At 38.2% G+C, this 11,737-nt stretch carries 14 protein-coding genes; 3 read left to right on the forward strand and 11 right to left on the reverse strand.

Features of this window, described 5'->3' with window-relative positions; translation table 11 throughout:
• Positions 1-60: 60 nt before the first annotated feature.
• From J7I90_RS25880 to J7I90_RS25920, 10 genes are all read right to left on the reverse strand, one after another.
• Positions 61-285, reverse strand: a complete 225-nt coding sequence (locus J7I90_RS25880; protein WP_057276524.1) for a helix-turn-helix domain-containing protein — start codon at positions 283-285, stop codon at positions 61-63.
• A gap of 10 nt (positions 286-295) precedes the next feature.
• A complete protein-coding gene (locus tag J7I90_RS25885; RefSeq protein WP_214774625.1) occupies positions 296-787 on the reverse strand; it encodes a DUF2975 domain-containing protein in 492 nt (163 codons plus the stop codon).
• Between the two features lie 88 nt (positions 788-875).
• Entirely contained in the window at positions 876-1,007 is a 132-nt protein-coding gene (locus J7I90_RS27905) for a hypothetical protein (protein WP_285289472.1), read from the reverse strand.
• 127 nt (positions 1,008-1,134) lie between these two features.
• On the reverse strand, positions 1,135-1,956 hold the full coding sequence (gene nikE / locus J7I90_RS25890) for a nickel import ATP-binding protein NikE (RefSeq protein WP_214774627.1): 822 nt from the start codon (positions 1,954-1,956) through the stop codon (positions 1,135-1,137).
• Positions 1,957-1,989: 33 nt separating this feature from the next.
• Positions 1,990-2,817, reverse strand: a complete 828-nt coding sequence (gene nikD, locus J7I90_RS25895) for a nickel import ATP-binding protein NikD (protein ID WP_214774629.1) — start codon at positions 2,815-2,817, stop codon at positions 1,990-1,992.
• Between the two features lie 18 nt (positions 2,818-2,835).
• Positions 2,836-3,666: a nickel ABC transporter permease subunit NikC gene (nikC, locus tag J7I90_RS25900; RefSeq protein ID WP_034306314.1), complete on the reverse strand. Its 831-nt coding sequence runs from the start codon at positions 3,664-3,666 to the stop codon at positions 2,836-2,838.
• Positions 3,663-4,607 carry a nickel ABC transporter permease subunit NikB gene (nikB, locus tag J7I90_RS25905; protein ID WP_214774631.1) on the reverse strand — a complete coding sequence of 315 codons (945 nt, stop codon included), beginning with the start codon at positions 4,605-4,607 and terminating at the stop codon, positions 3,663-3,665. Before nikB ends, nikC begins: the two co-directional genes overlap by 4 nt.
• 17 nt (positions 4,608-4,624) lie before the next feature.
• Positions 4,625-6,250 carry a nickel ABC transporter substrate-binding protein gene (gene nikA / locus J7I90_RS25910; RefSeq protein ID WP_214774633.1) on the reverse strand — a complete coding sequence of 542 codons (1,626 nt, stop codon included), beginning with the start codon at positions 6,248-6,250 and terminating at the stop codon, positions 4,625-4,627.
• A 1,244-nt stretch (positions 6,251-7,494) separates the two neighbouring features.
• Positions 7,495-7,692 (reverse strand): hypothetical protein, encoded by a 198-nt coding sequence (locus J7I90_RS25915; protein WP_133352823.1) that lies wholly within the window; start codon positions 7,690-7,692, stop codon positions 7,495-7,497.
• Positions 7,692-7,958 carry a DUF2642 domain-containing protein gene (locus tag J7I90_RS25920; RefSeq protein WP_214774635.1) on the reverse strand — a complete coding sequence of 89 codons (267 nt, stop codon included), beginning with the start codon at positions 7,956-7,958 and terminating at the stop codon, positions 7,692-7,694. Before J7I90_RS25920 ends, J7I90_RS25915 begins: the two co-directional genes overlap by 1 nt.
• A 145-nt stretch (positions 7,959-8,103) precedes the next feature.
• Here J7I90_RS25920 and J7I90_RS25925 point away from each other — a divergent pair, with 145 nt between their 5' ends.
• Genes J7I90_RS25925 through J7I90_RS25935 form a run of 3 tightly spaced genes read left to right on the forward strand, consistent with a single transcriptional unit; the run spans position 8,104 to position 10,996 of the window.
• Positions 8,104-8,805 (forward strand): glycosyltransferase family 2 protein, encoded by a 702-nt coding sequence (locus J7I90_RS25925; protein WP_214774637.1) that lies wholly within the window; start codon positions 8,104-8,106, stop codon positions 8,803-8,805.
• Positions 8,802-9,932: a glycosyltransferase gene (locus tag J7I90_RS25930; RefSeq protein WP_214774639.1), complete on the forward strand. Its 1,131-nt coding sequence runs from the start codon at positions 8,802-8,804 to the stop codon at positions 9,930-9,932. Before J7I90_RS25925 ends, J7I90_RS25930 begins: the two co-directional genes overlap by 4 nt.
• A 5-nt stretch (positions 9,933-9,937) precedes the next feature.
• Complete coding sequence (locus J7I90_RS25935) at positions 9,938-10,996, forward strand: polysaccharide pyruvyl transferase family protein (protein ID WP_214774641.1); 1,059 nt, start codon at positions 9,938-9,940, stop codon at positions 10,994-10,996.
• Between the two features lie 550 nt (positions 10,997-11,546).
• Here J7I90_RS25935 and J7I90_RS25940 read toward each other — a convergent pair.
• Positions 11,547-11,737 (reverse strand): hypothetical protein (locus tag J7I90_RS25940; protein ID WP_214774643.1); only part of this gene is annotated, 191 nt, incomplete at its 5' end.

Genomic DNA, 11,737 nt, shown 5'->3' on the forward strand with positions numbered 1-11,737 from the left:
AGTCTATTTTCATGGTAGTTCCATAAGATAAAGGCTGCCGCGGCAGCCTACCTAAATGATCTATTCTCCTTGAGTTCCCTCTTCACTTTTGTATTCCAAAAGATCTCCCGGCTGACAGTCCAAAGCCTTACAAATCGCTTCTAACGTGGATAGTCGAATCGCTTTTGCTTTTCCATTTTTCAATATAGAAAGGTTAGCCATCGTTATTCCAACCCTTTCCGAAAGTTCTGTTACGCTCATTTTCCTTTTAGCCAGCATCACATCAATATTGATTATTATTGCCATGTTATTCACCTCAGACTATTAAGTCATTCTCTGATTTTATATCGATGGCTTCTTGTAAAAGTCTTTGAAGGACAGCCGCAAAGACAGCAATCACCATGGGGGCAAAAACCATGACCACTCCGATTAGTACGAGACCCGGTGCGTCATCTACTTCCGCCATGATATAGACGAATGGTAGGGCCACCACATACAAGCCACTGATTATGATGGCACATTTTTTGATTTTCTTTAGAGCTCTTACAGATAATTCCGAGAAAGCTTGGTTATTGTCAATATAGCTTAATAGGTTAAACGATTGATACAAAGCGAAGTAAAAGGGGATTGCCGACACATACATAACCATTAATAGGCCATATACCATATAAGCCAAATCTGAACCTCTTTCTAATGCTTCATTTGCTTCATTCGCTATCTGAGGCAACAAAAATAGACACAAAGCAAGAACCGGAATGCCGATAAAAATAACAGCTACCTTTAAAAAGAGTGTTGAACTTCGTTTCATGAAAAGCACCTCATTTATTTATTGTCATTTTGAATTTAACACGTTTTTTACAATAAAATATTATTGAATTAAATTACATTATTATTGTTTATACATTTATAAGGCAAAAATAAAAAGCATTCCCCATTACAGCGAAATGCTTGATAGCTTGTGCAATCAACTTCCCTTTTAGAAACAAAAGGAGCTGCCAGATGGCAGCTGGATATTCAACGTTAGTCATAACGAAATCTACATCGCTAAATCGCAGTAAACGAATAACCAGTATAAAGTATGCTATTGCAACTCCTCCAATATGATAAACAAGGGCCTCGATTTTCAAATGGAAACCGGCAAAGATATATTCTAAACTAGGACTTGTTAATCCTCATTGGAAGAGAACGAAAACGCGGATGCTCAGCGAGTATGGAACTTCTCATCTGTTCAACGACAGGATGTTCTGATGAAAAAAACTGATCTTTAGAATTGAAATGCTCGATTAATTCCCCTTTTTCCAGTACACCCAAAGTATCAGAGATTGAATAAGCCGCCTTAATATCATGTGTAATAAAAAGATAAGATAAGCCGAAGTCTTTTTTTAACTCATTTAATAGTTCTAAAATCAGTGTTTGATTAACCATATCCAGACTGCTTACGGATTCATCCAAGACGATTAGCAGTGGCTTAAGAGAGATTGCTCTAGCAATATTAATTCTTTGCAATTGTCCACCGCTAAATTGGTGGGGGTATTTTTTTAAATCCTTTTCACTTAGGCCCACTCTTTCCAATAACTCGATCACCGTTCTTTTTTGTTCGGCTACGGTTAGTTTTTCATAGTTTTCCAATGGCTCGCCTATAATACTTTCCGCGGTCATTCGTGGATTGACAGCTGAATAGGAATCCTGAAAGACGACTTGTAGATCTCGGCGTATCTTTTGTCGGGTAAGCTTATCAGCAGTATAGATATCATGCCCTTGAAACAGAACCTGTCCTTGCTGTGGACGTTCTAAACCAAGGATCACTTTTCCTAAAGTACTTTTTCCAGCTCCACTCGTGCCAAGCAGCCCTAAACATGTTCCTTCGTCAATGGAGAGGGAAATGTCAGTGAGTACTTTTTTAGAAGGCTCTTTCCATTTTAAAAACGTATGAGAATTATAGCTATGAGTTACTGCTTTTACTTGTAATAAACTCATTTGTTCACCCCTCAAAAAAATGCAGTCCATTTATCACAACATATGGGTGATAGGCTCTTCATGTTTAATGCTAAGGCGGGCATTTAGCAGTTTCTTTGTGTATTCATGCTGCGGATTATCAAATAGTTCATACACATTTGCTGTTTCTACAATTCTGCCATGTTGCATAACGACTACATCATCTGCCATTTCAGAAATGACGCCAAGATCATGAGAAATGAGTAAAATGGATGTTCCATATTCAGAACGGATTTTATCCAAGTGGCGCAGTACCTGTAATTGGTTATGTACGTCGAGTGCAGTCGTCGGCTCATCAGCAATAATAACGGAAGGCTGTAAACATGCGGCCATCGCAATCATCACGCGTTGAAGCATACCTCCACTCAGTTGAAAAGGATAGCTTTTTAACAGTTTCGCGGGATTTGGCAGGTTTACATTTTGCATCGCCTCGATGGCAAGCTCTTTTGCTTGTTTTTTATTCAATGCGGTATGAGACCTAATCGTTTCGACAAATTGATTGCCAATTGTAAAAACAGGCGTAAATGAATTCATCGGATTTTGCATAATAAAGGCAATATCCTTGCCGCGAATTCCACGTATTTCTTTATCGCCCAAACCATTTAATTCTCGTCCTTGAAGGGTAATGCTCCCTTCAATTGTCGTTGTTTTCCGATCAAGAAGCTGTAGAATGGACATACTCGTAACGGTTTTGCCACTTCCACTTTCCCCAACAAGGCCCAATACCTTCCCTTTTTCCAGTTCAAAATTAATATCCTGAACGAGGGTGGTAGCACCTTCCTTTGTTTGTACTTTTACTTGTAGATCGCTCACTGTTAATACATTCGACCGTTCTGTTCTCAATCTTCTCATTCCTTTTTATTAACGACGTTTGACTCCAAAACGTTCTGATAGCGCTTCGCCTAATAAATTGAAGGTGACGACAACAAGCATAATCATCAAACCTGGATATAGCATTAATTCTGGATTCGTCCGAATATAGGATTTCCCTTCATGGATCATTGCTCCCCATTCTGGTGTAGGTGGTTGGACGCCCAAACCTAGAAACGACATGGCCGATATATCCATGATGGCCCAACCCATTTCTAATGTACCCATAACAGCGAGCGGAGGAAGAACATTTGGAACAATATGTTTCTTTATTATCTTCCATTGAGAAGAACCGCTTATTTTAGCTGCCGCTATATAGTTTTGTTCTTTTAGACTAAGTACCATTCCTCGGAAAATTCTCGCATAATACACCCATTGCACAAGCATCAATGCTATGATGACCTGTTTAAGGCCAGGTCCCAATATACCAACAAGTCCAAGAATGAGCAAAAGATTCGGAAATGCCATAACACCATCACACAGTCTCATTAGCACCTGGTCCACCCATCCGCCTTTATAACCAGCAATGGTTCCGACAATCAAACCGATGCCTAAAGATGAGATAAAGATTAATGTAGCAAATCCTAACGAAATGCGAGCTCCATATAAGATGCGTGATAACGTACATCTTCCTAAATGATCTGTTCCCAATGGATACTCAAAGGAAGATGGCTGTAGTTTATTAGCTAAATTGACAGCAATAGGATCATTAGGTGCAATCCATGGAGCCAAGATGGTGATGATAAATAGGAAGCTTAATATTATTGAACAAAGGACAATCACTTTCTGACTTCTCATCATAATACGAAGACTTGTTATCATTGACGATGCCCTCCTTTTCTGGAGATGCGTGGGTCGATACACATTTGGATTAGATCAACGATCAAGTTGCTAAAAATGAATAGTCCCGCAGCTAAAAGCACATAGCATTGAATTACAGGAACATCCCGATTAAAAATAGCCTCAATGAAATAACGACCGAATCCTGGCCAGGAAAAGACCGCTTCGACGATAATGGTTCCAGTCAGCAGCTTTCCTAAATTCATCCCCAGTCCAGTAATCATTGGGGATATGGCTATTCTCAATACATGTTTTCCCATAATGACTTTTTCATGAATCCCTCTTGTGCGAGCAAAAAGGACATAAGGTTCCTGTAAATTTTCAAGAACGCTAGCACGTAATAGTCGAGTATACAAAGCTATTAATGGCAAAGCTAAAGTAACGGAAGGAAGAACCAGATGTTGCCAAGTCCCGATTCCTTCGACAGGAAATAAGTCGAGTTTAACAGAAAAGAAAAAAATCAATAAATAACCAAGCCAAAAAGAAGGGATGGACGCCCCGAAAAAAGAGAGAAGGCGACTAAAATGGTCAATACCACTGTTTTTCTTTATGCCTGCCAAAAATCCAAGAGGGACACTGACCAGGATAGCTAATATGATGCTACCTAAAGCTAACTGAATGGTCGCTGGCATTCGATAGGTTACCTCTTCCCAAACAGGTTTATTCGAAAGATAAGATATGCCAAAATCAAATTGGCATATCTTAATAATAGAATTTACATATTGAACATGGAGGGGTTGATCTAAGCCAAACTCATGTCTTTTCTGAGCCAATATCTCATCTGTAGATTGGATATGTGCTGCAGATAAATATGCCTCAGCTGGGTCCACTGGTGAAAGGTGAATCATTCCAAACGTAAGAAGAGTGGCCAAGAGAAAGATCGGAATAATGGCCATAATTCGTTTCAAGATATAAGTGCCCATGAAAACCCTCCTGTAACTTACTTCTCGATGCTAATTCCTGTGAATGGATGTTCATCCCGGTTAGCAGGGAATTTAAAATTAGATACATCTTTTTGGTAAACAGCTATTTTCTTAATATAAGAAATAGGCACAATCGCTCCTTGTTCTTGCAGTGATTCCAAAATGGTTGAGTAAAGTTCTTGACGTTCCTTTTCATCTGTTGTTCCAGGAACATCTGCAATTTGTTTTAACAACTCATCTCTGTTCGGATAAGATGAAATGGCTTCGTTAAAACCAAATCCTTCTGAACCAACGACATTTACGAAAGTATGTGGATCATATGGAGCGCCATAGTTACTAAAGAAATTCAATTCAAAATCATTAGCTTTGAATCTTTCAATTTGTACCGTAAGCTCAACTCCAACGATATTCAATTTAACACCTAGTGCCGCCCACTCAGATTGTAATGTTTCGGCCATTGCTTTTTGAATAGATTCTGCAGAGTCGTACATTAACTCGATTTCTAGCGGCTTTCCGTCTTTCTCACGAACGTTTTTTCCTTTTGGAAGCTTCCATCCTGCTTCATCTAATAAAGCTTTTGCTTTTTCGACATTATAATCAATCGCTGTTACATCAATGTCTGAAGTATACGGGAGGTTTGTCGGTAAAATGAAATCTGCCTTCTCTTCCAACCCAGAAGTAACTCCGTCAACCATTGCTTTTTTATTAAATCCATATTGTAACGCTTGACGAACACGTAAATCTGAAAGTTGTTCTTTCTTCGTATTCATAACTAGTTGTCTTGTCGCAACCGGATCAGAAATACTAGTCTGATAGTTACCTGATGTTTCTAATTGTTTGAAAGCATCCAGACTGATGGCACCTTCACCATATATTAGGTCCAGGTCACCTTTTTCAAAAGCAAGAACACGGGTTTCCGCATCAGGAATGACCTTGACTTTGATTTTCTTAACTTTAGGGAGTTCACCCCAATAATTTTCATTGCGTTTGAAAATAGCATATTCATCTGCTTTATATTCTTCCAAAACCCATGGCCCTGTACCGACTGGTTTTGTAACACCTTTAGAAGTGTCACCATCTTTAGGGAATCCAGCATCACCTAAGAATCGGACTGGACGAACAACGGCTAACTCTTGAATAGTAGGATAATATGGCTCTTTTAATGTTAGTTTAAATGTGTATTGGTCAATTACTTCCGTATGATCCACTTTCGTAATAAAGCCCAACCAACTATGTAAATCAACATTTTTCAATATAGTATCAAAGTTCTTTTTCACAATTTCAGCATTAAAGCTTGTACCGTCAGAAAATTTCACATCTTGACGGAGGTTGAACGTATATTCTTTCCCATCCTTGGAAATTTCCCAAGATTCAGCTAAATGCGGTTTCAGCTTACCTCCATCTTGGTAGCTGACCAAAGGTTCATATATCATTGATGTAGCGAATAATTGAGAAGGATTATAGACATGCGGATTCATTTCACCTATATCCCTCGGCCAAGCCAAAGTAAGCATGTCTTTACTGTCTTTGTTTGAAGTTGAATTTTCTTTTGATTCATTTGTACATCCAAGTAAAAGCGTTGATAGAATTAAAACGATTGCCGATATTAATATCGCTTTTTTGCTGTTTTTTCGTTTTGACATAACCATTGGTGCCCCCTGTACCATATTGAGAATTATTTTCAATTGTAATGAGTAACTATATTATTGTCAATATAATGTCGAAACTCTCGAAAAATATAAATATGTTTATAAGAAACCATATGTAGATACGTCGACCCCCAATATCCTTTTCAGCCATGAATGACGATGCTCCTCCGAATATTCACACGTTCGACCCCTTTTAAAACTGGTATTGTTCGTGAAAGTTAGGAACTTGACCAAAATTAATTACATTCCGTTGAGGAAATAACCATCAATTCACCTGTTTTTTTGATAACACATTCATCAGTGCAATCCTCTTAACCTTATAAGAGGATAAATCCAATAATATTATTTCGATATAATTATGTATAGAGGACATTACCCTTTGGGCTTTCCTTAAGCTGCCTTTTCTTCGGAAGGTGGGCATTTAATTGTGAATGTCCCAAACGCTCTTGCTGAGAATGCCCAAACATATATGGTTATATGGAACCCGTTTTCCTTTAAATTCTTGAATGATTATTATTATATTCCATCGCGTTCCTGGACTTTCGCCAGCTGTTTAATTAAAACAAAGTTATGACCCGGATTATACTCATCAATCACTTCATACAAATAGTCATTGTATAAATCATTAATTCCTTGGAACCGTCCATATTCCTTTTCCCTGTTTTCCAGCTGTTTTAGATATGTAAATTAGAATTTAGGTCCGTAGAGTATTACGTTTGAACAAAAAATATCGAAGAAAAGACCTCCCATAAGTTCAGTGAACTTACGAAAGATCTCCTTTAAAACTGAAAGTTAGCATTTCACTAATCTCCACCTTACAAACCCCTATATTACGGATTCAAGCGATGATTACATCATGCCGCCCATTCAATTAATAGTTAAATAGGAAGTTACAAGGTATTAAATGGTGTCTCCAGTAATGGAAAACAGAGTACAGCTGTAAACAGTCCACACTCCACTTCGTCTGGATCGCCAAACAAATGAACAATGGCGCTATACAAAAAAATGAGAAAATTTCAGGTGACACATTCCCAGTCCTTCATCACCTTCCTTTTCACATTCAAATTTCCCTTCGGTTTCATCTGAAAAATGCAAGGTGAATCTTTTATGAAACTACCACTACTAGAAAATGAACTTCACAGGCATCCGTACAAGGTTCGGACCAGGTTTTATCTTATATACACATTGAGGATTATGTGGGAAAGTAAGAAAAACTTATAGAAGGCATAACTTTTATTCTAAGCTGCAACTCTCACAAAATTAATGGAAACTATCGGTATAATGACAAGCCTTGTTTGATTTTCATACCCTGTTATCGATTCAACGATTTCAATCAAACCAGATTGGCTCTTCACCAATAGTCCTTCCACTAAAGTTGTGTCTGTTGCCACTTGTATATTATGAGTGATTAGATTGTTCAGCACTTCATTAAACATTATATTTCTTCCTCCTCGACGAGTGTTACCAGTTCTATACTTCTAATCGGGATGTATACTAAGCTATCGCCCGTTTCCCGCAATACGGCATAGTCATCCTTTACTTTAATCAATTGTCCTGTCACTCCCGAGAAATGTGTTGTGATGATAATATTTCTATTGACCAAACCTTTAAGGGCCTCTTTTAATGACCGAAAATGCCCGAAGATTAAATCTGTATATAGCAAGCTTTTCATCCTTTCCATATTCTTAAACTTTTCTTGCACTCTAAAGAATATGCAGTAGACAAGTTATTGACACAACTAAATAGAATATTTTGAAGAAAGGTAGAATTACCAATTTAATTATTTTGCTTGATAAGTTTCACCTTTGATACCAATTTCACATATAGTATGTCCGAGGTGATGAAAAATGTTATACGAAAGATTTCCCGGGTTAGTAAGTGTGGTCATGACTTGTCATAATGTAGCCCCATATGTTGATGACTGTTTAAATAGTATACTTAACCAAACTTATAAGAATATAGAACTTATTATAGTAAATGATTATTCTACTGATCACACTGCTGAAATGATTGATAACTGGATCAAAAAAACCAATCCTTCATTCCCAGTTGTAGTGGTGGACCTACCCAGGAATGTTGGTTTTTCAGGGGCATTGAATACTGGTTATTATTTATCTTCTGGTGAGTATATTGCTGTACAGGATGGTGATGACCTATCTCATCCAAACCGGTTTGAACAACAAGTGAACTTCTTAAAAATGAATCCAGACCATGTGTTGATTGGGACAAACTATAAAGTCTTTACAGATGGTGAATTTGAAAACCAGAATAATGTACACTGGCTTAAGTACGGTCAGGATATAAAGGAAGTTTATTGGAATGGAGGGCATTGTATTTGTCATGGAACGATTTTATTCCGCGGTGTGATTTTTGATGAGTTAGGTGGCCCTACCAGAAGGATAAAGGGTGCTGAAGACTATGAATTTATCGCAAAATGTCTGAACTCCAATTATCGTATCGAAAATTTAAAAGAAGCACTCTATTATTATCGTCTCCATCCTATGCAGCGTTCCCGCGAATTTTTTGGGGAAGGCAGTAAAGAGATATGAGTGAATCTACCATGCGTGTTCTTATGACACTTGATGGAATTGATGTAGGCGGTACTGAGACACATGTTTTAAGTCTGGCTGAGGAAATGATAAATAAAGGCATAGGGATCGTCATCATAAGCAGGGGTGGTTCATTATTACAATCCTTCAATCGATTACAATGTCCCATTTACCAAGTCCCATTCCCCTACTCTCTTCCAATTCCAGCGGATTTACAGGAGAAGTTATGTAAAGAAATCAAACAGATTATCATGACTGAAAAAATAACACTTATTCATAGCCATCAAACTCCTTCAGCTTTCTTAACCTTCCAAGCAGCAAAAGAGCTTGGTATTCCTTCAATATTTACAGTGCATGGAACTTATTATCCAAAATCCGAACTATTGCAAGTACTGCCCCTGACAAATAAAATCATCTGTGTAAGCCCACCAATCCAACAATTCATACAGAAGCTTACAGATCAACCGACGATTGTCATCCCTAACGGAATAGATACCACTCGATATTCCCCATCAGACTCCTCTGATCTAAAAGTCCAGCTTGGGATCCCAAAGGATTCATTTGTTCTTTTATACAGCAGCCGAATAGCATGGACAAAGGCAAACATCTGCATGATTTTTCTGAGAGCCTGTAAAGACTTAAAGCTTTCGGACATTCCCAATTTATATGTTGTAGTTGTTGGTCACGGCCCTCGATTTAAAGAAATAAAAGACATAACGGATACAATACATCGCTCATCAACAGATAACTTCATCAATTTAGTGGGTGAAAGACTTGATTTACAGCATTATTACTCATTGGCTGACTGTGTGGTTGGAACGGGCAGAGTCGCCCTGGAGGCTATGGCCTGCGGCAAACCTGTTATCGCGGCTGGAAGCCATGGATATTTCGGTCTAGTGGAAGAACATAATTTCGAAGATGCTTGGCATTGTTATTTTGGGGACCATGGCTCTCTTAAACCCTGCAGCCGCTTTACAATGGCAAATGACATTCGGTCTTCACTAGCTCAATCTGACCGTCTATTAAAGGCAGGGTCGGCTTCGCGTGAATGGATGTTAAAAAAATTTAATATTAAATTCAGTGTAGCCAATCTGCTCGAGTGTTATAAAACTCTAATTAAGGGATGAGTGTATTGAAGAAAGTATTATATATTGGCTGGATTGGTTTTGGCAACTTGGGGGACGAGTTATTATGGAACGTGTTTAAAGAGTTAAATAAGCACTATAATTACTCTACCAAGATTGAAATTGTTCCTTCCCTGCCTGGCGTGGATATCAATCATACGGAAGAATATGACACAGTTATCTTAGGTGGCGGTTCCCTATTACTCCCCGGTTATATGGCAGCACTAAAACAGGCAATAGACCTTGGAAAAGACGTTTTTATATGGGGAAGCGGCCTTGACTGGATAACTAAAGAACAGCTGGACATTATAAACTCAGGACAATCACTATCATTAGAAAAGACTTTTACAGAAAAAGATATAATCTTGTTTCGTGAGACCCTTGAAAAAGCAGCATTTGTTGGTGTAAGGGGACCCATTACCAAGAAGGTTCTAGAGACATTTGGAATCAACAGTGACAAAATTAAACTGATTGGAGATCCCGGGATCTTGCTTAACCCGCCCGCAGTGATTAGGAAAAAGGAAAAAATAGCAGCAATAAACTGGGGTACAACATTCAACCGATTGTACGGCCAGGATGAAGCTGCTATTGAAAATGCGCTTCTTCAAGTATCCAAAAAATTAATAAAGTCGGGTTATAAAATTTTATTGTACGTTGTCTGGGGCAGTGACCGGGAGGCCTCCAAACGACTTTACGATAAATTGAATGACCCGTTGAATGTGACTTATGATCCATCATTATACTCAGAGGAAGAGCTTATTGAAAAACTCTCTGTCTGCAGTTTGAGCATTAACTTTAAACTTCACGCCAATATCCTTTCCTTAGCAGGAAATGTCCCCTGTATCGCCCTCGGTTACAGATTTAAAGTATTTGATTTGTTTCAATCCCTTGGGCTGGAGAATTTAGTCGTTTCAACCGATTCCGATACACTAGCTCTCGATATTATGGAAGGGATCCGGGAAATTGAACTAAATAAAGAAAAGATAATCGAACAATACAAAAATAGAAAGGAAACTTTCAGTCCCTTAATAATTGAACCTATAAAAAATAATTTCACAGTAGACTAAGTTTTAGATGTAAATATCCAACTCCCAAAAAGCTTCGAATTCATTTTCCAAATCCTTTAAATTCACCTCCAGACATCAAGTTTCAGGGGTGAGTTTTTTTCTGAGGTTAACTCCAACTGTTTTTAATTACTCCTAATACATTTCATATCAAACTCATGCAACATAACCGAAGCAAAATTCATCCATTTTATCCCAATTTTAACAACACCTTTTACTTGGAATGATTCTAGGAGTTGATGCTCTCCTCCATCCCCCGGAACAATATGTATTTTTTGTTGAAATCACCAAATAAGAAAAGGCCTCCCACGGTAAACTGGGAGGTCTTCAACTTTAAAGATTTTCACTTGTTAAGTGAACACTCATTCTGAATCCTCGTTAAACCCCTATATTTCATTCAACAAGGCATATATAGATGTTATTAAAGGGGTTTCTCATTTTTCAATATAATTATGAGCATGTTCTGACCATTGGGTAGGGCACTTTTTCCTAACCTGTCTTCCAGGCGAAAATGCCGGCTCAAAAGAAAAAAAGCCACTAGACCTTAGCTGGTCTATTTTTTCATAATAAAGGCCAGTTTATAGTACGGATTCATTATGTTAATTGACTTTCCCCTACCTGCCAAGTTTGTCCTGAAGTCATGGCTATGGGCTCCCGCTTCTGACGTCGTGAAATCATGGCTATGGGCTCCCGCTTCTGATGTCGTGAAGTCGTGGCTATGGGCCCCCGCTTCTGATGTCGTAA

The sequence above is a fragment of the Bacillus sp. ISL-57 genome, from assembly GCF_018613135.1.
Taxonomy (GTDB): Bacteria; Bacillota; Bacilli; order Bacillales; family DSM-1321; genus Peribacillus; species Peribacillus frigoritolerans.

Coding starts and splice junctions, on each gene's coding strand:
- nikE (WP_214774627.1), bottom strand. CDS start 1,956: ATGAGTTTATTACAAGTAAAAGCAGTAACTCATAGCTATAATTCTCAT.
- J7I90_RS25885 (WP_214774625.1), bottom strand. CDS start 787: ATGAAACGAAGTTCAACACTCTTTTTAAAGGTAGCTGTTATTTTTATC.
- J7I90_RS25930 (WP_214774639.1), top strand. CDS start 8,802: ATGAGTGAATCTACCATGCGTGTTCTTATGACACTTGATGGAATTGAT.
- J7I90_RS25915 (WP_133352823.1), bottom strand. CDS start 7,692: ATGTTTAATGAAGTGCTGAACAATCTAATCACTCATAATATACAAGTG.
- J7I90_RS27905 (WP_285289472.1), bottom strand. CDS start 1,007: ATGACTAACGTTGAATATCCAGCTGCCATCTGGCAGCTCCTTTTGTTT.
- nikC (WP_034306314.1), bottom strand. CDS start 3,666: ATGATAACAAGTCTTCGTATTATGATGAGAAGTCAGAAAGTGATTGTC.
- nikB (WP_214774631.1), bottom strand. CDS start 4,607: ATGGGCACTTATATCTTGAAACGAATTATGGCCATTATTCCGATCTTT.
- J7I90_RS25925 (WP_214774637.1), top strand. CDS start 8,104: ATGTTATACGAAAGATTTCCCGGGTTAGTAAGTGTGGTCATGACTTGT.
- nikA (WP_214774633.1), bottom strand. CDS start 6,250: ATGTCAAAACGAAAAAACAGCAAAAAAGCGATATTAATATCGGCAATC.
- J7I90_RS25880 (WP_057276524.1), bottom strand. CDS start 285: ATGGCAATAATAATCAATATTGATGTGATGCTGGCTAAAAGGAAAATG.